Origin of the sequence: Streptomyces regalis, assembly GCF_001509475.1 — a bacterium.
Taxonomy (GTDB): Bacteria; Actinomycetota; Actinomycetes; order Streptomycetales; family Streptomycetaceae; genus Streptomyces; species Streptomyces regalis.
This window is the reverse complement of record NZ_LLZG01000392.1, coordinates 1-23,669: the sequence shown is the minus strand read 5'-3', so window position 1 is coordinate 23,669 and position 23,669 is coordinate 1. Positions and strand designations below refer to the sequence as shown.

General features: G+C 72.3%; 23 protein-coding genes. 17 read left to right on the top strand and 6 right to left on the bottom strand.

Features of this window, described 5'->3' with window-relative positions; genetic code table 11:
* Positions 1-15: 15 nt before the first annotated feature.
* The 4 genes from ADL12_RS41250 (at position 16) to ADL12_RS41235 (ending at position 3,529) form a co-directional block, all read left to right on the top strand.
* Positions 16-378 carry a winged helix-turn-helix transcriptional regulator gene (locus ADL12_RS41250; protein WP_062713108.1) on the top strand — a complete coding sequence of 121 codons (363 nt, stop codon included), beginning with the start codon at positions 16-18 and terminating at the stop codon, positions 376-378.
* Between the two features lie 141 nt (positions 379-519).
* Positions 520-1,971 carry a DUF2252 domain-containing protein gene (locus ADL12_RS41245; RefSeq protein WP_062713106.1) on the top strand — a complete coding sequence of 484 codons (1,452 nt, stop codon included), beginning with the start codon at positions 520-522 and terminating at the stop codon, positions 1,969-1,971.
* A gap of 227 nt (positions 1,972-2,198) precedes the next feature.
* Entirely contained in the window at positions 2,199-3,101 is a 903-nt protein-coding gene (locus ADL12_RS41240) for a J domain-containing protein (RefSeq protein ID WP_062713104.1), read from the top strand.
* Between the two features lie 98 nt (positions 3,102-3,199).
* Positions 3,200-3,529: a rhodanese-like domain-containing protein gene (locus tag ADL12_RS41235; protein WP_062713141.1), complete on the top strand. Its 330-nt coding sequence runs from the start codon at positions 3,200-3,202 to the stop codon at positions 3,527-3,529.
* Positions 3,530-3,548: 19 nt separating this feature from the next.
* Here the strand turns inward: ADL12_RS41235 and ADL12_RS41230 are convergent, their stop codons facing one another.
* A complete protein-coding gene (locus ADL12_RS41230; RefSeq protein ID WP_062713103.1) occupies positions 3,549-4,682 on the bottom strand; it encodes an acyl-CoA dehydrogenase family protein in 1,134 nt (377 codons plus the stop codon).
* 230 nt (positions 4,683-4,912) lie between these two features.
* On the opposite strand from ADL12_RS41230, the gene ADL12_RS41225 reads away from it, so the two are divergent.
* From ADL12_RS41225 to ADL12_RS41215, 3 genes are read left to right on the top strand one after another with little or no spacing between them, the layout of a single operon-like run.
* Positions 4,913-5,707, top strand: coding sequence for a DUF5819 family protein (locus ADL12_RS41225; RefSeq protein ID WP_062713100.1), 795 nt, complete (start codon positions 4,913-4,915; stop codon positions 5,705-5,707).
* The gene (locus ADL12_RS41220) at positions 5,704-6,930 is read left to right on the top strand and encodes an HTTM domain-containing protein (RefSeq protein WP_062713099.1); all 1,227 of its coding nucleotides are present in this window, start codon (positions 5,704-5,706) and stop codon (positions 6,928-6,930) included. The genes ADL12_RS41225 and ADL12_RS41220 overlap by 4 nt, the downstream gene beginning before the upstream one ends.
* Positions 6,927-7,670, top strand: coding sequence for a TrmH family RNA methyltransferase (locus tag ADL12_RS41215; RefSeq protein WP_062713097.1), 744 nt, complete (start codon positions 6,927-6,929; stop codon positions 7,668-7,670). The genes ADL12_RS41220 and ADL12_RS41215 overlap by 4 nt, the downstream gene beginning before the upstream one ends.
* 69 nt (positions 7,671-7,739) lie before the next feature.
* Here ADL12_RS41215 and paaN read toward each other — a convergent pair whose 3' ends face one another.
* Complete coding sequence (paaN, locus tag ADL12_RS41210) at positions 7,740-9,431, bottom strand: phenylacetic acid degradation protein PaaN (RefSeq protein WP_062713095.1); 1,692 nt, start codon at positions 9,429-9,431, stop codon at positions 7,740-7,742.
* A gap of 160 nt (positions 9,432-9,591) precedes the next feature.
* Here paaN and ADL12_RS41205 point away from each other — a divergent pair, with 160 nt between their 5' ends.
* The 3 genes from ADL12_RS41205 (at position 9,592) to ADL12_RS41195 (ending at position 11,998) form a co-directional block, all read left to right on the top strand.
* Positions 9,592-11,109, top strand: a complete 1,518-nt coding sequence (locus ADL12_RS41205) for a 3-hydroxyacyl-CoA dehydrogenase (protein ID WP_062713093.1) — start codon at positions 9,592-9,594, stop codon at positions 11,107-11,109.
* Positions 11,106-11,696 (top strand): TetR/AcrR family transcriptional regulator, encoded by a 591-nt coding sequence (locus tag ADL12_RS41200; protein WP_062713091.1) that lies wholly within the window; start codon positions 11,106-11,108, stop codon positions 11,694-11,696. The genes ADL12_RS41205 and ADL12_RS41200 overlap by 4 nt, the downstream gene beginning before the upstream one ends.
* A gap of 98 nt (positions 11,697-11,794) precedes the next feature.
* Positions 11,795-11,998, top strand: coding sequence for a hypothetical protein (locus tag ADL12_RS41195; RefSeq protein WP_062713089.1), 204 nt, complete (start codon positions 11,795-11,797; stop codon positions 11,996-11,998).
* A 16-nt stretch (positions 11,999-12,014) separates the two neighbouring features.
* Here the strand turns inward: ADL12_RS41195 and ADL12_RS41190 are convergent, their stop codons facing one another.
* On the bottom strand, positions 12,015-12,500 hold the full coding sequence (locus tag ADL12_RS41190; protein WP_062713087.1) for an Lrp/AsnC family transcriptional regulator: 486 nt from the start codon (positions 12,498-12,500) through the stop codon (positions 12,015-12,017).
* Between the two features lie 191 nt (positions 12,501-12,691).
* Between ADL12_RS41190 and pdhA the strand changes: the two genes are divergently transcribed.
* From pdhA to ADL12_RS41160, 6 genes are all read left to right on the top strand, one after another.
* The gene (gene pdhA / locus ADL12_RS41185) at positions 12,692-13,828 is read left to right on the top strand and encodes a pyruvate dehydrogenase (acetyl-transferring) E1 component subunit alpha (RefSeq protein WP_062713085.1); all 1,137 of its coding nucleotides are present in this window, start codon (positions 12,692-12,694) and stop codon (positions 13,826-13,828) included.
* Positions 13,825-14,829, top strand: a complete 1,005-nt coding sequence (locus ADL12_RS41180; RefSeq protein ID WP_062713083.1) for an alpha-ketoacid dehydrogenase subunit beta — start codon at positions 13,825-13,827, stop codon at positions 14,827-14,829. The genes pdhA and ADL12_RS41180 overlap by 4 nt, the downstream gene beginning before the upstream one ends.
* Positions 14,829-16,328, top strand: a complete 1,500-nt coding sequence (locus ADL12_RS41175; RefSeq protein WP_079052551.1) for a dihydrolipoamide acetyltransferase family protein — start codon at positions 14,829-14,831, stop codon at positions 16,326-16,328. Before ADL12_RS41180 ends, ADL12_RS41175 begins: the two co-directional genes overlap by 1 nt.
* 67 nt (positions 16,329-16,395) lie before the next feature.
* The gene (locus ADL12_RS41170; RefSeq protein WP_062713079.1) at positions 16,396-17,367 is read left to right on the top strand and encodes an NTP transferase domain-containing protein; all 972 of its coding nucleotides are present in this window, start codon (positions 16,396-16,398) and stop codon (positions 17,365-17,367) included.
* Positions 17,364-18,734 (top strand): molybdopterin molybdotransferase MoeA, encoded by a 1,371-nt coding sequence (locus ADL12_RS41165; RefSeq protein WP_062713070.1) that lies wholly within the window; start codon positions 17,364-17,366, stop codon positions 18,732-18,734. The genes ADL12_RS41170 and ADL12_RS41165 overlap by 4 nt, the downstream gene beginning before the upstream one ends.
* Positions 18,731-19,828, top strand: a complete 1,098-nt coding sequence (locus tag ADL12_RS41160) for a potassium channel family protein (protein WP_062713068.1) — start codon at positions 18,731-18,733, stop codon at positions 19,826-19,828. The genes ADL12_RS41165 and ADL12_RS41160 overlap by 4 nt, the downstream gene beginning before the upstream one ends.
* Positions 19,829-19,840: 12 nt before the next feature.
* Here the strand turns inward: ADL12_RS41160 and ADL12_RS41155 are convergent, their stop codons facing one another.
* Both ADL12_RS41155 and ADL12_RS41150 read right to left on the bottom strand, forming a co-directional pair.
* Entirely contained in the window at positions 19,841-20,689 is an 849-nt protein-coding gene (locus tag ADL12_RS41155; RefSeq protein WP_062713066.1) for an ABC transporter permease, read from the bottom strand.
* Positions 20,686-21,732, bottom strand: a complete 1,047-nt coding sequence (locus tag ADL12_RS41150; RefSeq protein ID WP_062713065.1) for an ATP-binding cassette domain-containing protein — start codon at positions 21,730-21,732, stop codon at positions 20,686-20,688. The genes ADL12_RS41155 and ADL12_RS41150 overlap by 4 nt, the downstream gene beginning before the upstream one ends.
* Before the next feature lie 167 nt (positions 21,733-21,899).
* Here ADL12_RS41150 and ADL12_RS41145 point away from each other — a divergent pair, with 167 nt between their 5' ends.
* On the top strand, positions 21,900-22,880 hold the full coding sequence (locus ADL12_RS41145) for an NAD(P)H-quinone oxidoreductase (RefSeq protein ID WP_062713064.1): 981 nt from the start codon (positions 21,900-21,902) through the stop codon (positions 22,878-22,880).
* A gap of 29 nt (positions 22,881-22,909) precedes the next feature.
* Here ADL12_RS41145 and ADL12_RS54585 read toward each other — a convergent pair.
* Positions 22,910-23,669 (bottom strand): hypothetical protein (locus ADL12_RS54585; RefSeq protein ID WP_208614722.1); only part of this gene is annotated, 760 nt, incomplete at its 5' end.

The following is a 23,669-nucleotide window of genomic DNA, read 5'->3' as shown; positions in this document are numbered from 1 at the left end:
CAGTACCCTGAGGGCATGGCGGGTGAGCGGAGTCACGACGTAGCGGCGTGCAAGCGGGTCGACGACGGCATCACCCGCGTCTTCCAACTGCTCGGCAAGCGCTGGACCGGCCCGATCGTGTCCGTCCTGACCGCGGGGCCCGCGTACTTCGTCGCGCTGCGCCGGGCGATTCCCGGTATCAGCGAGCGCATGCTCTCCGACCGGCTCACCGAGCTGGTCGCCGCGGGACTCGTCGTGCGCGAGGTGTACGAGGGGCCGCCGCTGCGGGTCGTGTACCGGCTGACGGAGGCAGGCGCCGCGCTGGAGCCCGCGCTGACCGAGCTGGCCGGGTGGGCGAAGACGTATCTGGCGGACGGGGAGCGCCCCGAGGGCTGCTGAGGCCACCAACGACAGCCGATGGGCCGCCGAGCCGGGTTTTCCACATCCGCGGAGTTGTCCACAGGGTGTGACGTGTTTCGGCCACCGGCTGTACCGTCGGCACGAGTTGATGTTCGTGCGTGAGCGGGGAAGGCGGTCGGGATGACCGAGGTCGGTGGCGAGGCTACGGCGGAGGCGGCTCCGGCTGCGGCGGCGTCGGAATCCGTGGCGCGTCGGCTGCCCCGGGTGCGCGGCTTCGCGCAGTGGCCCGGCGGTGGGTCACCGAAGGAGGAGGGCAAGGCGCTGCGCAGGCGGGTGCCGCGTGGTGAGCACGCGCTCTTCGACCTCGACGCCGCCCGTCCCGACGCCGTGGCGGCCGTCGAGGAGTCCAACCTCGGCCGGCTTCCCGACCTCACCCCGATCAGGGTCGGCCGGATGGCGGCGACGCCCTTCGCGTTTCTGCGCGGCTCGGCGGGTCTCATGGCGTACGACCTCGCCCGCACCCCCATGACCCGGGTGCGCGCCCAGATCTGCGGCGACGCGCACGCGGCGAACTTCGGTCTGTACGGCGACGCGCGCGGCGGCCTGGTCATCGATCTGAACGACTTCGACGAGACGCTGTACGGCCCCTGGGAGTGGGACCTCAAGCGGCTCGCCGCCTCGCTCGTGCTCGCGGGCCGGGAGGCGGGCGCCGACGAGGACGCGTGCCGCAAGGCGGCGCACGACACGGTCGGTGCCTACCGGCGCACCATGCGGCTGCTGGCCAAGCTCCCGGTGCTGGACGCGTGGAACGCGATCGCGGACGAGGAGCTCGTCTCCCACACCGACGCCCATGACCTGCTCGGCACGCTGGAGCGGGTCGCGGAGAAGGCGCGGGCCAACACCAGCGGGCGCTTCGCGGCGAAGTCGACGGAGCCGACCGAGGACGGCGGCCGGCGCTTCGTCGACGCCCCGCCGGTACTGCGCCGGGTCCCGGACGCGGCGGCGGCAGCGGTGGCATCGTCGCTGGAGAGCTGGGTCACCACGCTCTCCGAGGACCGCCACCCCCTCGTGTCCCGCCACTCGGTGCACGACGTGGCGTTCCGCGTGGTGGGCACGGGCAGCGTGGGCACGCGCTCGTACGTCGTTCTCCTCCTGGACCACCGTGGCGAGCCCCTGGTCCTCCAGGTGAAGGAGGCCCGCCCCTCGGCCCTGGTCCCGCACCTGGTGACGGCCGGCTTCGAGGCGCCGGAGGCGGGGCACGAGGGACGGCGCGTGGTCCTCGGGCAGAAGCGGATGCAGGTGGTCAGCGACATCCTGCTGGGCTGGACGACGGTCGACGGACTCCCCTTCCAGGTACGCCAGTTCCGCAACCGCAAGGGCAGCGTCGACCCGGCCGCGCTGGCCGCCGACCAGATAGACGACTACGCCCGCATGACCGGCGCCCTCCTGGCCCGCGCCCACTCCCACAGCGCCGACCCCCGCCTGATCTCCGGCTACTGCGGCAAGAACGAGGAACTGGACGAGGCGATCGCCACGTTCGCCGTCACCTACGCCGACCGCACGGAAGCGGACCACGCGGCACTGGTGGCGGCGGTGGGGGCGGGGCGGATTGCGGCGGAGGTCGGGGTGTGACGGGGGTGTGACGCAGTGCGGATGCGTGGGCGGGGTCCCTGCGGTGGCCTGTGCGGGTGCGGTGGGGGGTACGCGGCGCGCGTTTGAGGACGAGGCCCGTTCAGGGCCGAAGCGGGGTCTGGGGCGGCAGCCCCAGCAGGGCCCGCAACAACGCCGGTGCCCTCAGGGCGGCGGTGTCGGGGGCTCGGCTCGGCCGACGCAGTCACGGCGTGGCCTACGCTGGTCGGGTGACGACCCCGGAAGCTGAGCAGTCCCAGGCCGAGCCCGCTGCTGCGGGGACGCGGGGCGGTGCCGAGGTGCCCGTCGGTGGAGCTGAGCAGGGTGGTGAGGCGCAGGTGACGGCCGAGGACGGTGCGGGGCGACCCGAGGAGCGGCTGGAGCGGGCCGTGCGGGCCGCCGAGCAGGCGTTGATCGAGTACGAGATCGCGGTGGAGACCTTCCGCGTCGAGGTGGACAACTTCTCCCGCCTGCACCACCAGAAGCTGGGCCCCATGTACGCCCGCCTCGACGAGCTGGACGCCCGGATCGCCGAGGCCACGGCCGCCCGCACCGGCGACCCCGAGGACATCCGCAAGGCCGACGAGGCACGCGCCCGGGTGCTGCCGATGCCCGGCGTCGAGGAGCTGTTCCACGGCTGGATGGACGGTGAGGGCCTGTTCCCGGAGGCCGCGGCGATGCTCACGGACCAGCCGGTGCAGCCGCCGCAGCGCGTGCGCCCCAGTGACGAGGCCCGCAAGCTCTACCGCGAGCTGGCCCGCAAGGCCCACCCGGACCTGGCTCAGGAACAGGCCGAGCGGTCCCGGCGCGAGGAGTTCATCACCCGCGTCAACGCCGCCTACGCCCGCGGCGACGAGGCGCTGCTGCGGGAGCTGGCCGAGGAGTGGGCCGCGGGGCCCGTACCCAAGGAGCAGGGCCCGACCCCCGCGGAGGAGCTCTACGCCCGCCTCGAATGGCTCGCCCGGCGCAAGGAGATGCTCGCCCTCGTCGCGAAGGACCTGGAGGAGAGCGCGATCGGCGCGATGCTCCGCATCGCCCCGGACGACCCCGACCGCCTCCTGGAGGAGATCGCCGAACAGCTCCTGGCCCAGGTGGCGGAGCGGGAGGCCCAGCTGGCGGCACTGCTCGGCTAGGGGCACAGAGATCGCCCCCAAAGGGGCGCGGGGCTGAGGAGCCGTCAACGCTCCCGTCCCCGTCAGGTAGCGTCGGAGTCATGAACTTCGGATCTGCCGTGCCCACGGTCGAGGTCACCGACCTCAAGGACGACGACTTCCTCCTGGACGTCCGCGAGGACGACGAATGGCAGGCGGGTCACGCCGAAGGCGCCCTGCACATCCCGATCAGCGAGTTCGTCGCCCGCTACGGCGAGCTGACCGAGGCCGCCCCGCAGGACGCCCGCGTCCATGTGATCTGCCGCTCCGGCGGCCGCTCGGCGCAGGTCGCGATGTACCTCGTCCAGCAGGGCATCGACGCCGTGAACGTCGACGGCGGCATGCAGGTCTGGGCGGCGGTAGGACGTCCCGTGGTGAACGACGAGGGCCGGCCCGGCTTCGTCCTGTAGGCCGGCCGGGATCCGCCGGTCAACCCAGCGGATGCGCCGCCAGCAGGTCCCCCAGCGCCTCCTCGTGCGCCGCTGCCGGGCCGAGCGCCAGCTCCAGGTACTTGGCCCAGGCGTGGTACCGGTGCAGCGGATAGTCGACGTCCGCGCCGAAGCCGCCGTGCAGATGCTGGGCCGTCTGCACGACCCGCCGTACGCCCTCCGACGCCCAGATCTTGGCCACGGCCACGTCTGCGGAGGCGGGCAGCGCCCCCGACGCCCCCGAGGCGATCCGCCACGCGGCCTGCCACAGCGCGGCCTCCATCGCGCGCAGGTCGATGTAGCGGTCGGCGGACTGCACGGCGACCGCCTGGAACGTGGCGATCGGATGACCGAACTGCTCCCGCTTGCTCGCGTACTCGGACGTCATCCCCAGCACCCGCTCACCCAGCCCGAGCGCCAGCGCACACGTCCCGGTGGCCAGCAGCTCCCGCAGCCACTCCCAGGCCCCCTCGGCGTCGACGACGTCCCGCGCCGCGAGCCGCACCGACTCCAGCCGCAGCTCCCCCAGCCGCTCCCCGCTGGTCGAGAACTGCTCGGCGAGCGAGGCCCCCTCCGCACCGCGCGGCACCAGCGCGAGGACGGTCCGATCGGCGGCCGTACGGGCCGGGACGACCACGAGATCGGCGTCGTACGCCCAAGGCACCGCGGTCTGCACCCCGTCCAGGACCCAGCCCGCACCGTCCTGCCGGGCGGTCACCGCGAGCTCGGCCGGGTCATGGCCGGTGCGGCCGTGCGCGGCGACCGTCAGCACCATCTCGCCGCGCCCCGCACGGGCGAGCAGCTCGGCCTTCAGCTCCGGACCGCCGTACGCCTGGACCGCAGCCGTCGCCGCGCTGCTCTCCAGCAGCGGCATCCGGGCCAGTACCTTCGCCGACTCGCGCAGCACCAGGCACAGCGCGATGGCGTCGAGGCCCGCCCCGCCGTACTCCTCGGCGAGCAGCAGGCTCAGCAGGTCCGCGTCCGCGAGCCGGCCCCACAGCGGGCGGTCGAAGTCGTCGGCGACGGCGCCCGGCGTGAGCGCGGGGGAGGGCACCGCGTCCGGCGCGACCCCGGCGAACACTCCGCGCGCCGCCTCGGCCGCCGCCTGCTGCTCCTCGGTGAAGGTGAAGTCCACGGTCCCTGCCCTTCCACACGCACGGCGATCTGACGGAGCGTCAAGATAGAACAGGTTCTAGAAGAAGGGAATGGTCCTCGGCGGACCCCCGTAAGGTCTCGTAGGACCCCCGTAAGGTGTGGACGACGGCGGCCCGACAGGGGCTGTGCCCGGCGGGTGGGCCTGAGTACCGTTCCCGTGCGAGCGCTGAGGGAAGACGGACCGGAACCGGAATCGGGGAACGAAACGGAATGGCAGACGCGTACGACGCAGGCTCGGCCGCCCCGCCCGGGCCGCAGGAGGAGCCGCAGGGCGCCCTGCCCGTCGTCGTGCCCTCGCCCGCCGCGCCCATCCCGCCCGCCTCGCCGTCCCCCGAACCCCGCACCGGCGTGGCCGCGCTCTCCCTGCGCTACCAGATCGGGGCCGCCCTCGCCCTCGCCGTCGTGGCCATCGCCGTCTGTGTCCACGTCGGCATGGTCTTCCTGCACGTCGCGCCGCCGAACACGGTCACCAAGCAGCACGGCAAGGCGATCGACGACTGGATATACCCGGAGTTCGAGCAGAACTGGAAGCTGTTCGCGCCCAACCCGTTGCAGCAGAACATCGCGGTGCAGGTCCGCGCCAAGGTCGGCACGGCCGACGGCGGCACCCGTACCACCGGCTGGTACGACCTGTCCGCCCAGGACGGCCGGGCCATCGACGGCAATCTGCTGCCCAGCCACACCCAGCAGAACGAGCTGCGCCGGGCCTGGGACTTCTTCGTCGCCACGCACGACGCCGGGAACCGTCCCGTGGGTCTGCGCGGCGCCCTGTCCGAGACGTATCTGCGGCACATAGTGCAGCTGCGCCTCGACCGCGCCAACGCGGCCGGCGAGGGCGGCGTCGTCGAACGCGTCCAGGTCCGCTCCCGCACCACCAATGTGCGCCCGCCGACGTGGAGCGACGAGCAGGTCTCGGACAAGCCGGCCTACCGCATGCTGCCGTGGTGGTGGGTACCGCAGGACGGGACCGATGCCGCGGACGCGGCCGAGGGAGGCTCCCGGTGAACCGCTTCACCCTCGCGATCTCCTCGGGCATCGCCCGCGTCACCGAGTCCGCCCTCGGCCCGTACCAGACAGCCGTGATCCGCATCGGCTTCACCGCGACCTGGCTGCTGTTCCTGCTGCGTGAGTTCCCTCACCGCCAGGAGCTGTACGGCCCCGACGGCCCCTGGGACTTCGACCTCGCCCAGCAGCTGATCGGGACGAACGGCTCGTTCACCGCGCTGATGTGGTCGAGCAGCCAGTTCTGGTTCGAGTCCGTGTACGCCCTTGCCGTCCTGGCCGGCGTGCTGCTGCTGCTCGGCTGGCGCACCCGCACGATGTCCGTGCTGTTCATGGTCGGTGTGCTCTCGCTGCAGAACCGCTCCATCTTCATGGGCGACGGCGGCGACAACGTCCTGCACCTGATGTGCCTCTACCTCGTGTTCACGCGCTGCGGCCAGGTCTGGTCGCTGGACGAGCGCCGGGCACGGCTCACGCGCGAGGCACACGCGCGTGGCGAGCGGATCGGGCCCGACCGGGTCGGCCCGGCCCTGTGGAGCGTGCTCGGCTTCGCGCTGGTCGCGGTGACCGCGGCGGGCCGTCTCGACGGCGACCTGACCGTTCCGGTGATCCTGTGGGGCGTCTGGCTGGGGCAGGCCGTGTGGTGGATCGTGGGCCGCCGCGCCCGGACCGCCCAGCCCCGCATCCTGCTGGACGTCGTCGGCAATATCGTGCACAACGGTGCCCTGCTGGTGATCACGACCGAGGCGTGCCTGATCTACGCGACCGCCGGCTGGTACAAGATCCAGGGGTCCCGCTGGCAGGACGGCACCGCCGTCTACTACCCGCTGCACCTTGACTACTTCTCGCCCTGGCCGGCCCTCGCCGACGTGCTGTCGTCCAGCGGCACCATGGTGATGCTCATCACCTACGGCACGGTCGTCGTGCAGGTCGCCTTCCCGTTCACGCTGTTCAACCGGCGGGTCAAGAGCGTCCTCCTCGCCGCGATGATCACCGAGCACGCCGTGATCGCGGTCGTCCTCGGCCTGCCGTTCTTCTCGCTGGCGATGATCGCGGCGGACGCGGTCTTCCTGCCGACGCCGTTCCTGCGCCGTCTGGGCGAGTGGGCTGCACGCGCGCGCGAGCGACTGTCGGGTCCGGTCCGGCGCGGTGACGACCGTAGGGCACTCCCCGAGCCGCGCACCCCGGAGAACCCCGAGCACGCGCACGTAGGCTTCACGGCATGACCGTGACCTCCTGGAACCGGCTCGCCGGCACCTCCGTCCTGCTTGACGGCTTCCACGCCCTCAAGCACGCCGTGCGCTTCGGAGCCGAGGTCCCCGTGGCGGTCGCCGTCGACCGGGAAGCCGCCCTCGCTCTCGCCGAGGAGCTGGCCCCAGACGTACGGGACGCCCTGGACGCGCTTCTGACGCAGGTCCCGGAGTCGACGTACACCTCGCTCGTGCCCCGCCCGCACCCCACGGCGGTGGCCGCCTTGGCGGTACGTCCGTCCCGCACGGCCAACCTCGAGCAGCTGGCGCACACCCCGCGCACCGCCCCGATCGTGGTCCTGGACAACCCGCGCAACCTGGGCAATGCCGGGGCCGTGATCCGCCTGGCCGCGGGCTTTGGAGCGACCGGCGTGGTGACCACCGGCACCTTGGACCCCTGGCACCCCACGGTCGTACGCGGCGGAGCGGGCCTGCACTTCGCGACGGCCGTGGAACGACTGGGCGTGGACGAGCTGCCACCCGGGCCGGTCTTCGCCCTGGACCCGGAGGGCGACGACATCCGGGGCATCAAGCTCCCGGACGACGCGGTCCTCGCCTTCGGGTCCGAGCGGAGTGGATTGTCGCCCGAACTACGCGCGTGTGCCGACCATTTGCTGTCGCTGCCGATGCGCCCGCAGGTTTCCAGCTACAACCTGGCGACCAGCGTGGCGATGACGCTGTACCACTGGAGCGCGGGGTCGGACAACGCCCTTTAGGGGCGCGGGGAACTGCGCGACCAGCCACAATCGGCCCGCAGCCGCGCAATGACCCGTACCCCCGAGCTCTCAGGCCTCCCGACGCACCTCAACAACTCGGAACCGGTTCGCGACGAACGCCCCGTCGGTGAGCGCCGAGTTGGCCGCAGGGTTGCCGCCCGACCCATGGAAGTCGGAGAACGCGGCCGTCTGATTGACGTACACCCCACCCGTCAGGTTCAGCGACAGCTGGGCCGCCTCCTCGAGGCAAGCCTCCTGTACGGCCTGCTCGACCTCCTCGTCGGTGGTGTACGCGCCGACCGTCATCGCGCCCTTCTCACGGACCGTCCGCCGCAGCAACTCCACCGCGTCCGCAGCCGAATCGACCGCGACCGCGAACGAGACCGGCCCGAAGCACTCGCTCATGTAGGCGGCCTCGTCGTCCGGTTTGGCCCCGTCCAGCTTGACGATCACCGGCGTGCGCACGACCGCGTCCGGGAACTCCGGGTTGGCGATCTCCCGGGAGGCGAGGGCGACTTCGCCCAGCCCTGCCGCGGCCTCCAGGCGGGCCTTGACGTCCGGATTGACGATCGCGCCGAGCAGGGCGTTCGCGCGGGCGTCGTCGCCGAGGAGGCCGTCGACGGAGCGGGCGAGGTCGGCGACGACCTCGTCGAAGGTCCGGGGGCCCTCCTCGGTGCGGATGCCGTCGCGGGGGATGAGCAGGTTCTGCGGGGTGGTGCACATCTGGCCGCTGTACAGGGAGAGGGAGAAGGCCAGGTTGGACAGCATCCCCTTGTAGTTGTCCGTCGAGTCGACGATCACCGTGTTGACGCCGGCCTTCTCCGTGTAGACCTGCGCCTGGCGGGCGTTGGCCTCCAGCCAGTCACCGAACACGGTCGATCCCGTGTAGTCGATGACCCGGATCTCCGGGCGGGTGGCCAGCGTCTTCGCGATGCCCTCGCCGGGGCGCTCGGCGGCCAGCGCGACCAGGTTCGGGTCGAAGCCGGCCTCGGCGAGCACCTGCCGGGCGACCTGCACGGTGAGTGCGAGCGGCAGTACCGCGCGTGGGTGGGGCTTGACGAGGACCGCGTTGCCGGTGGCGAGGGAGGCGAACAGGCCCGGGTAGCCGTTCCAGGTCGGGAAGGTGTTGCAGCCGATGACCATCGCGATCCCGCGCGGAACCGGCGTGAACTGCTTGTTCAGCGCCAGCGGGTCGCGCTTGCCCTGCGGCTTGGTCCACTCCGCCGCGTCGGGCGTGCGGACCTGCTCGACGTACGCGTACGCCACCGCCTCCAGGCCACGGTCCTGCGCGTGCGGGCCGCCCGCCTGGAAGGCCATCATGAAGGCCTGGCCGGAGGTGTGCATGACCGCGTGCGCGAACTCGTGCGTGCGGTCGCTGATCCGCTTGAGGATCTCCACACAGACCACCGCGCGCATCTCCGCGCCCGCGTCCCGCCACGCGCGCATGCCGGACCGCATGGCCGGCAGCAGCTCGTCGATGTTCGCGTGCGGGTACTCGACGCCCAGCTCGATGCCGTACGGGGAGACCTCGCCGCCCACCCAGTCGTCCGTGCCGGCCTGGCCGAGATCGAGGCGGTTGCCGAGGAGGGCGTCGAAGGCGGCCTTGCCCGCCGCCGCGTCCAGGCTGCCGTTCTCGCCGTAGGCCTTGGGGTGCTCCGGGTGCGGGGACCAGTACGCGCGCGTGCGGATCGCCTCCAGCGCCTGGTCGAGGGTGGGCCGGTGCTTGGCGATCAGCTCGTGGGCGGTCAGTTCGGCGGCCATGCGGGACCAACTCCTCGTTTCCAGAGCTCTCCGTTGAGCTCATGACCTGGGCAGAAACATGGGCAGGAACAGGCAGTCAGAGTTAGAGTAACCGAACGATCGGTCGGTTCAAGGGGGTCCGCCGCATCTGTGGAAAACCCCGTGCGGGAGGATCGCGCACATGACAGCACTCGACCTCAGCAGCCCCGTGGCCGTTGTCGGCACCGGCACCATGGGCCAGGGCATCGCCCAGGTCGCGTTGGTGGCGGGCCATCCCGTACGGCTGTACGACGCCGCTCCCGGGCGCGCCCAGGCCGCGGCCGACGCGATCGGCGCCCGCCTCGACCGGCTCGTCGAGAAGGACCGCCTCACCGGCGCCGACCGCGACGCGGCCCGCGCCCGGCTGCTGCCCGCCGAGTCGCTTGGCGACCTCGCGGACTGCGCCCTGGTCGTCGAGGCCGTCCTGGAGCGCCTCGACGTCAAACAGGAGCTGTTCCGGGAGCTGGAGGGCGTCGTCGGCGAGGACTGCCTGCTCGCCACCAACACCTCGTCCCTGTCCGTCACCGCGATCGGCGGCGCCCTCGCCAACCCGGTCCGCTTCGTCGGCCTGCACTTCTTCAACCCCGCGCCGCTGCTGCCGCTCGTCGAGGTCGTCTCCGGGTTCGCCACCGACGTCACGTACGCCACGCGCGCGTACGAGACGGCACGCGCCTGGGGCAAGACGCCGGTCGCCTGCGCCGACACTCCTGGCTTCATCGTCAACCGCATCGCCCGGCCCTTCTACGCCGAGGCCTTCGCGGTCTACGAGGCGCAAGGAGCCGACCCGGCCACCATCGACGCCGTCCTGCGCGAGTGCGGCGGCTTCAAGATGGGGGCGTTCGAGCTCACCGACCTCATCGGGCAGGACGTCAACGAGTCCGTCACGCACTCCGTGTGGCAGTCCTTCTTCCAGGACGTGCGCTTCACGCCCTCGCTCGCCCAGCGGCGCCTGGTCGAGTCCGGCCGGCTCGGCCGCAAGAGCGGGCACGGCTGGTACGACTACGCAGAGGACGCCGAGCGTGCTGAGCCGCACACCGCCGAACGGCAGCAGCCGCCCGCCTACGTCGTCGCGGAGGGCGACCTGGGCCCGGCCTCCGAGCTCCTCGCCCTGATCCGTGAGGCGGGCATCCCGGTGCGCGAGGAGGACGAGGACCACGGCACCCGTCTGGTGCTGCCCAGCGGCGGCCAGCTGGCGCTCGCCGACGGCCAGACCTCGGTGGAGTTCCGGGACGTCGTCTACTTCGACCTCGCCCTCGACTACCGCCGGGCCACCCGGATCGCCCTGTCCGCCTCCCAGGACACCTCGCCGCAGACCCTTGCCGAGGCCACCGGCCTCTTCCAGGCGCTCGGCAAGGACGTCAGCGTCATCGGCGACGTCCCCGGCATGATCGTCGCCCGCACGGTCGCCCGCATCGTCGACCTGGCGCACGACGCCGTCGCCAAGGGCGTGGCCACCGAGGAGGACATCGACACCGCGATGCGCCTCGGCGTCAACTACCCGCTCGGGCCCTTCGAGTGGAGCCGCAGGCTCGGCCGCAACTGGGCGTACGCCCTCCTCGACGACCTGCACCTGCGCGACCCGTCGGGGCGCTATGCGCCGTCCCTCGCGCTGTACCGCCACGCGTACGCCTCCGACAAGCGGGAGGGCAACACCTCATGACCACCGCCAAGCGCGACACGTACACGCCGGAGACGCTGCTCTCCGTCGCCGTGCGGATCTTCAACGAGCGCGGCTACGACGGCACCTCCATGGAGCACCTCTCCAAGGCGGCCGGCATCTCCAAGTCGTCGATCTACCACCACGTCACGGGCAAGGAGGAGCTGCTGCGCCGCGCCGTCAGCCGGGCGCTCGACGGGCTCTTCGGGATCCTCGACGAGGAGCACGCGCGCGTGGGGCACGCCGCCGACCGCCTGGAGTACGTCGTACGGCGCATGGTCGAGGTGCTCATAACCGAGCTGCCCTATGTGACGCTGCTGCTGCGCGTGCGCGGCAACACGGAGACCGAGCGGTGGGCCCTGATGCGGCGCCGCGACTTCGACCACCGGGTCGCCGATCTGCTGAAGGCGGCCGCCGCCGACGGGGAGGTGCGGGCCGACGTGGAGGTACGGCTGGCGACGCGGCTCGTCTTCGGAATGATCAACTCGATCGTGGAGTGGTACCGCCCGGACGGCCGCGGCATGAACGAGCGCGAAGTCGCGGACGCGGTGGTGCGGCTGGTCTTCGGAGGGCTGCGGCAGGCGGACTGAACGCCGCCTGCCGCGACGCCGGCCTGAGTACGCGCGCGTGGCCGGATGAGTACGTCGCCCGACGCCTCGGTGCGCCCTCGGCTGGTGGGCTGTGACGCATGATCCAGAACGACGTCCGGTCCACTGCCGACGACCCGACGTGGTGGCGGGCGCCCGCCGTGGCCACGCTGCTGGGGTTGCCGCTCCTCGTGTGGGAGTACTCCTTGTGGGGCGGGAACACCTTCCGTGTCCTCGGGGGTGCGGTCTGCTGGGCGTTCGTCCTGCTCGTGGTGGTGTCGGCCATGGCGATGGCCTCGGGCTGACGACCGGGGCGCACGCTCAGCCCTGCGGCTCCAGGTCCTCCTCCTCGAACACCAGCAGCGTGCGCGAGCTGAGGACCTCGGGGATCGCCTGGAGCCGGGTGAGGACCAGCTCGCGCAGCGCCCTGTTGTCGGAGGTGTGGACCAGGAGCAGCACATCGAAATCGCCCCCGACGAGGGCGATGTGAGAGGCGCCCGGCAGCTGTCTGAGCTGCTCGCGCACCGTGCGCCAGGAGTTCTGGACGATCTTCAGGGTGATGTACGCCGAGGTGCCCTGGCCTGCGCGTTCGTGGTTGACGCGGGCGCCGAAACCGCGGATGACGCCGTCCTCGATGAGGCGGTTGATGCGTGCGTAGGCGTTGGCGCGCGAGACATGGACCCGCTCGGCGACCGACCGTATCGACGCGCGGCCGTCCGCCTGGAGCATCTGGAGGATGTCCTGATCGATGGCGTCGAGCGGACGCGGGGGCGGCAGGGGGGTGCCGCTGTCCGGGCTCTCGGCCATTTGTTCAGGCGACATGTCCCCCCACCTTCCTGCCGTGGACGTACTGCGTTCATTGGAGGCTGTGGAGAACCGTTTGTCCACAGCCTGAGGGGGCCTGTAGCCAAAATGTGCCGACGACCGAACAATCGGTAGGTGAGGCGCATCACAAGAGCTGCGCCTCCCCGTAGCCGCTCCCACGAGGAGGTGCCGTCATGACGGTCATGGAGCAGCGAGGCGCGTATCGGCCATCGCCGCCGCCCGCCTGGCAGCCCCGCATGGACCCCGCGCCGCTGCTGCCCGACGCGGAGCCGTATCGCGTCCTCGGCACCGAGGCCGCCGCGAAGGCCGACCCGGGCCTGCTGCGCCGGCTCTACGCCGAGCTGGTGCGGGGCCGTCGGTACAACGCGCAGGCGACCGCGCTCACGAAGCAGGGTCGCCTCGCCGTGTACCCCTCCACCACCGGCCAGGAGGCCTGCGAGGTCGCCGCCGCGCTGGCGTTGGAGGACCGCGACTGGCTGTTCCCCAGCTACCGCGACACCCTCGCCGCCGTGGCCCGCGGCCTGGACCCCGTCCAGGCGCTGACCCTGCTGCGCGGCGACTGGCACACCGGCTATGACCCGCACGAGCACCGCGTGGCCCCCCTGTGCACGCCGCTCGCCACCCAGCTCCCGCACGCCGTCGGCCTCGCGCACGCCGCCCGCCTCAAGGGCGACGACGTGGTCGCGCTCGCCATGGTCGGCGACGGCGGCACCAGCGAGGGCGACTTCCACGAGGCGCTGAACTTCGCCGCCGTATGGCAGGCGCCGGTCGTCTTCCTGGTCCAGAACAACGGCTTCGCGATCTCCGTCCCGCTCGCCAAGCAGACCGCCGCCCCGTCGCTGGCCCACAAGGCCGTCGGCTACGGCATGCCCGGCCGCCTGGTCGACGGCAACGACGCGGCCGCCGTGCACGAGGTGCTCAGCGACGCCGTACGGCACGCGCGCGCCGGTGGCGGACCGACACTGATCGAGGCGATCACCTACCGCATCGACGCCCACACCAACGCCGACGACGCGACCCGCTACCGCGGCGACTCCGAGGTGGAGACCTGGCGCGGACACGACCCGATCGCCCTCCTGGAGCACGAACTGACCGAGCGCGGCCTGCTCGACGAGGCCGGCAAGCAGGCCGCGCGGGACGCCGCCGAGGCGATGGCCGCCGATCTGCGCGAGCGCATGAACCAGGACCCGGTGCTCGACCCCATGGACCTGTTCGCCCACGTGTATGCCGAGCCCACCCCGCAACTGCGCGAACAGCGGGCCCAGTTGCGCGCCGAGCTCGACGCCGAGTCGGAAGGGTCGCACCGATGACCACCGTCGCCGTCAAGCCGGCCACCATGGCGCAGGCCCTCACGCGCGCGATGCGCGACGCCATGGCCGACGACCCCACCGTGCATGTCATGGGCGAGGACGTCGGCACCCTCGGCGGTGTCTTCCGGGTCACCGACGGCCTCGCCAAGGAGTTCGGCGAGGACCGCTGCACGGACACGCCGCTGGCCGAGGCGGGGATCCTGGGCACGGCGGTGGGCATGGCCATGTACGGGCTGCGCCCGGTCGTGGAGATGCAGTTCGACGCCTTCGCCTACCCGGCCTTCGAGCAGCTCATCTCGCACGTCGCCCGCATGCGCAACCGCACGCGCGGCAAGATGCCGCTCCCGATCACCGTCCGCGTCCCCTACGGCGGCGGCATCGGCGGCGTCGAGCACCACAGCGACTCCTCCGAGGCGTACTACATGGCGACTCCGGGGCTCCATGTCGTCACGCCCGCGACCGTCGCCGACGCCTACGGCCTGCTGCGCGCCTCCATCGCCTCCGACGACCCGGTCGTCTTCCTGGAGCCCAAGCGCCTGTACTGGTCGAAGGACTCCTGGAACCCGGAGCATCCGACGGACGTTGAACCGATTGGCCGCGCGGTGGTGCGGCGCTCGGGCCGGAGCGCCACGCTCATTACGTACGGACCGTCCGTGCCCGTCTGCCTCGAAGCCGCCGAGGCGGCGCGGGAGGAGGGGTGGGACCTGGAAGTCGTCGACCTGCGCTCGCTGGTGCCGTTCGACGACGAGACGGTCTCCGCCTCGGTACGGCGGACCGGGCGAGCGGTCGTCGTGCACGAGTCGGGCGGGTTCGGCGGCCCGGGAGGGGAGATCGCGGCCCGGATCACGGAGCGCTGCTTCCATCACCTGGAGGCGCCGGTGCTGCGTGTGGCCGGGTTCGACATCCCCTACCCGCCGCCGATGCTGGAGCGTCACCACCTGCCCGGCGTGGACCGGATCCTGGACGCCGTGGGGCGTCTGCAGTGGGAGGCCGAGAGCTGATGGCACACGCTTCTGACATGCACAGCCTGGAGTTCAAGCTCCCCGACCTCGGGGAGGGGCTCACCGAAGCGGAGATTGTTCGTTGGCTTGTCGAGGTCGGCGACCTCGTCGCCGTCGACCAGCCGGTCGTCGAGGTCGAGACGGCCAAGGCGATGGTCGACATCCCCTGCCCCTACGCCGGTGTGGTCACCGCCCGCTTCGGTGAGGAGGGCACGGAGCTGCCCGTCGGGGCGCCGCTGCTGACGGTGGCGGTGGGGGCGCCCGCCTCCGGCGCCGAGCCCGAGGGCTCCGGGAACGTGCTGGTGGGGTACGGCACCTCCGAGGCACCGGCGCGCCGCAGGCGCGTACGGCCGACCGCGCCGACGGCACCGGTGGCACCGGCGGGGCAGCCGTCGGGCGGGGCGGCGAACGGTGCCGCCGCGCGCGCGGGCACGCCGGCCGCCGAGCACGCCCCCGCCCCGGGCGTCGCGCGGCCCGTCGGCACAGCTGCGGGGCACGGCCCCGTCGGCCACGCCCGTGACGTGGCACCGGCCGACCAGGAGACCCGTGAGGGCCCTGTGCCCGTGATCTCCCCGCTCGTGCGCCGCCTCGCCCGCGAGCACGGCCTGGACCTGAGGGAGCTGCACGGCTCCGGACCGGACGGGCTGATCCTGCGGGCCGACGTCGAGTACGCGCTGCGGGCCGCCGAGGTGCACGGGCGGACGGCCCAGCCGTCGGCCGAGCCGCACCCGCGCGTGACGCCGACGGCTCCGGCCGCCTCCGCCGCCGTCCCGCCCGCGCAGGCCCCCATCCGCTCCTCCGCCCCCCTCGGCGGTATCCGCACCCCCCTCAAGGGCATCCGCGGTGCCGTCGCCGACAAGCTCTCCCGCAGCCGGCGGGAGATCCCGGACGCGACCTGCTGGGTGGACGCCGACGCGACCGAGCTCATGCGGGCGCGGACCGCGATGAACGCCGCCGGTGGGCCGAAGATCTCCCTCCTCGCCCTGCTGGCCCGCATCTGCACCGCCGCCCTCGCCCGGTTCCCCGAGCTCAACTCCACGGTCGACATGGAGGCCAGGGAGATCGTCCAGCTCGACCATGTGCACCTCGGATTCGCCGCGCAGACCGAGCGGGGCCTGGTCGTCCCGGTCGTACGGGACGCGCACGCGCGCGACGCGGAGTCGCTGACCGCGGAGTTCGCCCGGCTGACCGAGGCGGCCCGCACAGGCACCCTCACGCCCGCGGAACTCACCGGCGGCACCTTCACGTTGAACAACTACGGCGTGTTCGGTGTCGACGGCTCCACGCCGATCATCAACCACCCCGAGGCCGCGATGCTCGGCGTCGGCCGCATCATCCCCAAGCCGTGGGTGCACGAGGGCGAGCTGGCGGTGCGGCAGGTCGTGGAGCTCGCGCTCACCTTCGACCACCGGGTCTGCGACGGCGGCACGGCCGGCGGCTTCCTGCGATATGTGGCGGACTGCGTGGAACAGCCGGCGGTGCTGCTGCGCACGCTGTGACACACCCCCCGGGGCCGGCTGCTTCCCCTGCGTTCCCTGTGATCGTGGAGGCACGCATACTCGGGGGGTGACCGCGTACGAACCGCCGGGTGCGCAAGGCGCCGCCGACGCCCAGCAGGAGTCCGGGCACGACGTCGCGTACGACGCCGTCGTGCTCGCCGGCGGTGCCGCGCGGCGGCTCGGCGGCGCGGACAAACCAGGGGTGCGCGTCGGTGGCCGCCCGCTGCTCGACCGGGTGCTCGCCGCCTGCGCCGACGCGCGGTCCACCGTCGTCGTCGCCGACCCCCGTCCGACCGCGCGGCCGGTCACCTGGGCGCGCGAGGACCCGCCGGGCGGCGGCCCGCTGGCCGCACTCGACGCCGGGCTGCGCCACACCACCGCGGAGCGGGTCGTCGTCCTCTCGGCCGACCTGCCGTTCCTCGACGACGGCACGGTCCGGCGGCTGCTGGCCGCCCTGCGCACCAGCGGCGCCGACGGCGCGCTGCTCACCGACGCCGACGGCCGCGACCAGCCGCTCGTCGCCGCGTACCGCGCGGCCGCGCTGCGCCGCGAACTGGAGGCGCTCGGCCAGGGGCACGACGGCCTCACCGGCCTCCCCCTGCGCCGGCTGACCGGCGCGCTCGGCCTCACCCGCGTCCCCGACCCCGTCGCGTCGTTCGACTGCGACACCTGGGACGACATCGCCACCGCCAGGGCACGCATCAGGGAGCATGGGCACGTGTTGGATGAATGGATTTCCGCAGTCAAGGACGAGCTCGGCATCGAGCTCGACGTCGACACCAAGCTCCTGCTCGATCTCGCCCGCGACGCCGCCCACGGCGTGGCGCGGCCCGCGGCCCCGCTGACCACCTTCCTGGTCGGGTACGCGGCAGCGCAGGCAGGGGGAGGCGAGGGAGGCCCTGAAGCGGTCGCCGAGGCATCCCGCAGGGCCGCCGCCCTCGCCCTGCGCTGGGCGGAGGAGGAGGCCGCCGCCAAGTCCGACGCGGCCCCCGACGCCAAGTCCGACGCTACGCCCGACACCCGCCCGGACGCCGGATGACCGCCCGCGGTATCAAGGCGGACGAGGACGCCGAGGATTTCGACGTCGAGGAGGTGCTCGCCCTCGTGAAGGAACACAACGGCCCCCACACCCCCGGCGACCACATGCCCGTATCCGCCCCGCACGCCCCTGGCTCCCCCACCCCGGACCGCCACCACAAGGCCACCCCCTGGCGCGAGGCACGCGACACCGCCGCCCGCGTCGCGCGTGCCGCCGCCCGGTCCGCCGGCCGCGCTCCCGTCTCGGTCCCCCTCGACGCCGCTCTCGGCCTCACCCTGGCCGCCCCTCTCACCGCCCTCACCGACCTGCCCTCCTTCGACACCTCGGCGATGGACGGCTGGGCCGTCGCGGGCCCCGGCCCCTGGGACGTACGGGACGAAGGGGTCCTGGCCGGGCACGCCGAGCCCGAACCGCTCACCGACGGAGAGGCCGTCCGCATCGCGACCGGCGCCCGGATCCCGCCGGACACCACCGCCGTCCTGCGCAGCGAGCACGGCCGTACGGACGCCAAGGACCGCCTGCACACCAGCCGGGAGATCGAGCCCGGCCAGGACATCCGCCCACGCGGCCAGGAGTGCCGTAACGGCGATCAACTGCTCGCCGTCGGCACCCTCGTGACCCCGGCCGTACTCGGCCTGGCATCCGCCGCCGGATACGACACCGTCACCGCCGTAACCCGCCCCCGCGTCGAAGTCCTCGTCCTCGGCGACGAGTTGCTCACCGAAGGGCTCCCGCGCGACGGCCTGATCCGTGACGCGCTCGGCCCGATGCTGCCGCCCTGGCTGCGCGCACTCGGTGCCGAGGTCACCTCGGTGCGCAGGCTCGGCGACGACGCCAAGGCCCTGCACAAGGCCCTCACCCGCTCCGACGCCGACCTCATCGTCACCACCGGCGGCACCGCGGCTGGCCCCGTCGACCATGTCCACCCCACGCTGCAGCGCATCGGCGCCGAACTCCTCGTGGACGGTGTCAAAGTGCGGCCCGGCCACCCCATGCTGCTGGCCCGCACCAAGGAGAACCAGCACCTCGTCGGCCTGCCCGGCAACCCCCTCGCCGCCGTCTCCGGCCTGCTCACCCTCGCCGAACCCGTGCTGCGTACGCTCGCCGTCCGCCCGACCCCGGAGCGGTACACGCTGCCCCTGAAGGAAGCGGCGCACGGGCATCCGTACGACACCCGGCTCATCCCTGTCGTGCTGCGCGGCGACCATGCTGTGCCGCTGCACTACCACGGGCCGGCCATGCTGCGGGGCATGGCGGCGGCCGACGCCATCGCCGTCGTACCACCGGGCGGTGTCCGCGCGGGGCAGGAGACCGAACTGCTCGACCTGCCCTGGGCGAGTGCCGGCATCGAGGTGTGTTTCACGTGAAACTTCCGGGCCAGGACGCGATAGCCCGGCGGGCGGACGAGCGGAGCGCGACCTATCGGGTGAAGCTCCCGAAGAAGATCGTGGAGCATCCGTTCCGGCAGGTCGCCAAGCGGGTCACGCTGGCCCTGACGCTGCTCGTGGCGACGGCCTTGATCGTCTACGCCGACCACGACGGTTACGACGACAACTCCGACGGTTCCGTCGACCTTCTGGACGCCTTCTACTACGCGACCGTCAGCCTCTCCACCACCGGATACGGCGACATCACCCCCGTCAGTGACGCCGCCCGGTTCACCAATATCTTCGTCATCACGCCCATGCGAGTGCTGTTCCTGATCATCCTGGTCGGCACCACGCTCGAGGTCCTCACCGAACGGACCCGGGAGGAATGGCGTCTGACCCGCTGGAGGTCCACCTTGCGCGACCACACCGTCGTCATCGGGTTCGGGACGAAGGGACGTTCGGCGATCCAGACCGTCTGCGCGACGGGCCTGGGGAAGGATCAGGTCGTCGTGGTCGACCCCAGCTCCAAGGTGATCGACGCGGCGGTCGCGGACGGGTACGCCGGGGTCACGGGGGACGCCACGCGCAGCGAGGTCCTGAAGCGGGCCGAGGTGCACAAGGCACGGAAGATCATCATCGCGACCCAGCGCGACGACACCGCCGTCCTGGTGACGCTGACGGCCCGGCAGCTCAACCGCGGCGCGAAGATCGTGGCCGCGGTGCGCGAGGAGGAGAACGCGCCGCTGCTGAAGCAGTCCGGCGCCGATGCGGTGATCACCAGCGCCAGCGCCGCCGGCCGACTGCTCGGCCTCTCCGTGCTCAGCCCCGCCGCCGGGATGGTCCTGGAGGATCTGATCCAGCAGGGCAGCGGGCTCGACATCGTCGAACGGCCGGTCATAAAGGCCGAGGTGGGCAAGGGCCCGCGGCAGACGGACGACCTGGTGTTGAGCGTCATACGCGGGCACCGGGTGCTCGGATACGACGATCCCGAGGTCGGGAGTCTGCAGTTGACGGACCGGCTCATCACCATCGTGCGCGCGACGCCGGGCACTCAGGTCGCACCTGATGCCCGGCGTCTGCCCCAGGGTTGACGTCCCGCCCCGCTACTTGCGGTTGTACAGCCGCATCGTGATCGGCCCGAAGACCAGCACGAACAGGCCCGCCCAGCCCAGTGACCAGGCGACCTCGTCCGCCGGCCAGTCGCCCGCCATCAACCCGCGGACCGCTGAGGACAGATGGGTGATCGGGCTGTTGTTGACGAAGGCCTGGAGCCAGCCCGGCATGGTCCTCGGGTCGACGAAGACGTTGGACAGGAAGGTGAGCGGGAAGATCACCATCATGCTGACGCCCATCACCGACTTCTCGGAGCGCAGCATCAGCCCGAACATCGTCCAGATCCACGAGAACGCGAAGGAAAAGACCACCAGCAGTGCGATCCCGGCGAGCACGCCGCCGACCCCGCCGTCCGGGCGGTAGCCCAGGATGATGCCGACGGTGAGCATCACGACGGACGCGATGGTGTAGCGCAGGGCGTCGCCCAGCAGATAGCCCACCATGGTCGACGGCCGCCAGATGGGCAGCGACCGGAACCGGTCGAAGACGCCCTTCTCGATGTCGGTGTTCACCGAGACACCCGTGTACATCGTGATCATCACGACCGACATCACCAGGATGCCCGGCAGCAGGAACTGGATGTACTCCTTCGGGGACCCGGCCAGGGCGCCCCCGAACAGGTACGTGTACATCAGCACCATCATGATCGGGAAGGCGGTGACGTCGAAGAGCTGCTCCGGTACGTGCTTGATCTTGAGGATCGCCCGCCAGCCGAAGGTCATCGAGGCCGACCAGGCGCTGGGCCGCGGCGGCCGCTCCCCGGAGACGAGCAGCGCGGCGAGCGACTCGGCGCTGACGGGGGCGAGTTCCTTGCTCTCGGTCTGCGTCGCGGTACTCATGCCGCCACCTCGTCCTTGTCGTCCTTGTCGTCCTTGTCGTCGTTGTCGCGGGTGTCGCGGGCGTCGTGGGTGTCGTGTCCGGTGAGTGCGAGGAACACCTCGTCCAGGCTGGGCTGGCCCAGCGAGAAGTTGTCGACGGTGATGCCGGTGCGGGCCAGCTCGGCGAGCGCGCGGGCGGCCTGTTCCGCCGCGCCCCGCCCGTTGGCCGCACCGGAGCCGACGCGCGCGGTGAGGGCCACGGGATCGGGCTCCAGCTGCACGTCCGCGTCCAGGGTCGTCCGCAGCACGCGCTCGGCCTCCGGCCGCTGCGCAGCCTCGCGCAGCCGCAGATGCACGGAACCGGCGCCCACGGACGCCTTCAGCTCGCCCTTCGTTCCCTCGGCGATCACCTTGCCGCGGTCGATGACGGCGATCCGGGACGCCAACTGGTCGGCCTCGTCCAGGTACTGAGTGGTCAGAAGCACGGTGGTGCCCTGGGCGACGACCGCGCGCACGATGTCCCACACCTGGTTGCGGCTGCGCGGGTCGAGGCCGGTCGTCGGCTCGTCGAGGAAGAGCAGCTCGGGGGTGTTGAGGATGGACGCGGCGATGTCGATACGGCGCCGCATGCCGCCGGAGTAGTTCTTGACCTGCTTCCCGGCCGCGTCCGTCAGCCCGAAGGCCTCCAGGAGCTGCGCGGCACGCTCCCGCGCGGCGTGTTTGCCGTGGCCGAGGAGCCGGGCCAGCAGGACCAGGTTCTCGGTGCCGGTGAGGTCCTCGTCCACGGAGGCGTACTGGCCGGTGAGGCTCACCCGGCTGCGCACCTCGTCGGCCTCACGCACGACGTCGTGGCCGAAGATGTGGGCCTCGCCGCCGTCGGGTCGTAGGAGGGTGGCGAGCATCTTCACCGTGGTCGTCTTGCCGGCGCCGTTCGGGCCGAGGACGCCGTAGACCGTGCCGGCCGGAACCGCGAGGTTCACGCCGTCGACGGCCCGTGTCTCACCGAACGTCTTCACCAGGCCCGCGGTCTCGATCGCGAGACCGGATGTCGTCTGCGTGCTCATGCTTCGGGGTCCTTCCGAGTGGCCTTCCGCATTCGTGGGCTACGCATGGAGAGACTTTTACGGTCGCGCATACTCATCGGTGCCGCACACGGATTTTGCCCGGACCCGCCCAAGGACCGAGGGACTCGGGACCGGGGACCCAGGCCCCGGGGAGTAGCGTCCGTGCCATGCATGCGATCACGATTCCCGAACCTGGTGGGCCCGAGGCGCTGGTGTGGGACGAGGTCCCCGATCCCGTGCCCGGTGAGGGCGAGGTGCTGGTCGAGGTGGTGGCCGGGGCCGTCAACCGCGCCGACATCCTGCAACGCCAGGGCTTCTACAACCCGCCGCCCGGCGCCTCCCCCTACCCCGGCCTGGAGTGCTCCGGCAGGATCGCCGCGCTCGGTCCCGGCGTTTCCGGCTGGGCCGTCGGCGACGAGGTGTGCGCGCTGCTCGCGGGCGGCGGCTACGCCGAGAAGGTCGCCGTGCCGGCCGGCCAGCTGCTGCCCGTGCCCAAGGGCGTGAGCCTGACGCAGGCCGCAGCCCTGCCCGAGGTGGTGTGCACGGTCTGGTCCAACGTCTTCATGGTGTCCCACCTGCGCCCCGGCGAGACCCTGCTCGTGCACGGCGGCTCCAGTGGCATCGGCACCATGGCCATCCAGCTCGCCAAGGCCGTCGGCGCCAAGGTCGCCGTCACGGCGGGCAGCAAGGAGAAGCTCGACCGGTGCGCCGAGCTGGGCGCCGACATCCTGGTCAACTACCGGGAACAGGACTTCGTCGCCGAGGTCAAGAAGGCCACCGACGGGGCCGGCGCCGACGTCATCCTCGACAACATGGGCGCCAAGTACCTCGACCGCAACGTCCAGGCCCTCGCCGTCAACGGCCGGCTCGCCATCATCGGCATGCAGGGCGGCGTCAAGGGCGAGCTCAACATCGGCGCGCTGCTGGGCAAGAGCGGCGCCATCAGCGCGACCTCGCTGCGGCGCCGCCCGCTCGACGAGAAGGCGGCGATCGTCGCGGCCGTACGCGAGCACGTCTGGCCGCTGCTGGACGCCGGCCATGTACGCCCGATCGTCGACCGCGAGATCCCGATGAACGACGCGGCCGAGGCCCACCGTGTGGTGGAGGACAGCGGGCACGTCGGCAAGGTGCTCCTCGTCGCGCCGTAGGACTGTCGTCCGGCGCGTCGAGGGCACCCCTAGCCGCGCCGCAACCGGAGACCGACGAAGGCGAGGCCCAGACCGAGCCCGATCAGGACCAGCCCGCTGCCGAGGGGCAGGACCTGCAGTACGGGCTCGGCGGGGCCCTCGGCATGCCGGCCAGGCTGCCCTACGGGACGGGCGGACGGGGCGGAGGGCACCGTGGAGGCGTCCCGGCCGGAGTCACCGGCGCCGTCCGGGCTCTCGGCCACGCCCCCACCGTCGTCCTCGCCGTCGTCCTCGCCGTCGCCGTCGCCGTCGCCTTCGTCCTCCGGCAACGCCGAGCCCGGGCCGTCCTCGTCACCGACGCCGCCGTCCGACTCCTCCTCCCCGGCTTCCTCCTCCGCGGCTTCCTCGTCCTCCAGCGGCCCCTTCTTCCGCCCCGGCCGCTCTCGTCCTTCACCCGCCCTGCTCCCGGCCCGGGACGGCTTGTCGGAGGGGGCGGGACGGGAAGCGGTGGGCGCGTGGGCGGGAGAGGTGGACGACGCCCGTGTCTCCCGCGTATCCCGCGGATCCCGGGTCTCCCCGGACTTCCCGGTCCCCTCGGCCTTCCCGGGCTCCCCGGACGGGGCCGAGGGATCGGAGGAGGCGGAGGGTCCCCCGGATGGAGCCTCAGCGGCGGAGGAAAGCCGGGGCCCGGCCGAGGAACTGGAGGAGGCCTCGGGGCCGGTCGCAGGTACGGAGGGGGAGGAGGGGGACGCGGCCACACGGGGGGAGACGGACGACCTCGGACCCGTGGATGGGGAGGAAGGCCGGTGC

Bases quoted from the DNA above. Each gene is read 5' to 3' on its own strand.
- ADL12_RS41215 (WP_062713097.1), top strand. From the start codon at position 6,927: ATGACCGTGACCTCCTGGAACCGGCTCGCCGGCACCTCCGTCCTGCTT.
- ADL12_RS41145 (WP_062713064.1), top strand. From the start codon at position 21,900: ATGCATGCGATCACGATTCCCGAACCTGGTGGGCCCGAGGCGCTGGTG.
- ADL12_RS41180 (WP_062713083.1), top strand. From the start codon at position 13,825: ATGACCACCGTCGCCGTCAAGCCGGCCACCATGGCGCAGGCCCTCACG.
- ADL12_RS41195 (WP_062713089.1), top strand. From the start codon at position 11,795: ATGATCCAGAACGACGTCCGGTCCACTGCCGACGACCCGACGTGGTGG.
- ADL12_RS41190 (WP_062713087.1), bottom strand. From the start codon at position 12,500: ATGGCCGAGAGCCCGGACAGCGGCACCCCCCTGCCGCCCCCGCGTCCG.
- ADL12_RS41225 (WP_062713100.1), top strand. From the start codon at position 4,913: ATGGCAGACGCGTACGACGCAGGCTCGGCCGCCCCGCCCGGGCCGCAG.
- ADL12_RS41165 (WP_062713070.1), top strand. From the start codon at position 17,364: ATGACCGCCCGCGGTATCAAGGCGGACGAGGACGCCGAGGATTTCGAC.
- paaN (WP_062713095.1), bottom strand. From the start codon at position 9,431: ATGGCCGCCGAACTGACCGCCCACGAGCTGATCGCCAAGCACCGGCCC.
- ADL12_RS41155 (WP_062713066.1), bottom strand. From the start codon at position 20,689: ATGAGTACCGCGACGCAGACCGAGAGCAAGGAACTCGCCCCCGTCAGC.
- ADL12_RS41150 (WP_062713065.1), bottom strand. From the start codon at position 21,732: ATGAGCACGCAGACGACATCCGGTCTCGCGATCGAGACCGCGGGCCTG.
- ADL12_RS41175 (WP_079052551.1), top strand. From the start codon at position 14,829: ATGGCACACGCTTCTGACATGCACAGCCTGGAGTTCAAGCTCCCCGAC.
- ADL12_RS41250 (WP_062713108.1), top strand. From the start codon at position 16: ATGGCGGGTGAGCGGAGTCACGACGTAGCGGCGTGCAAGCGGGTCGAC.
- ADL12_RS41245 (WP_062713106.1), top strand. From the start codon at position 520: ATGACCGAGGTCGGTGGCGAGGCTACGGCGGAGGCGGCTCCGGCTGCG.
- ADL12_RS41200 (WP_062713091.1), top strand. From the start codon at position 11,106: ATGACCACCGCCAAGCGCGACACGTACACGCCGGAGACGCTGCTCTCC.
- pdhA (WP_062713085.1), top strand. From the start codon at position 12,692: ATGACGGTCATGGAGCAGCGAGGCGCGTATCGGCCATCGCCGCCGCCC.
- ADL12_RS41205 (WP_062713093.1), top strand. From the start codon at position 9,592: ATGACAGCACTCGACCTCAGCAGCCCCGTGGCCGTTGTCGGCACCGGC.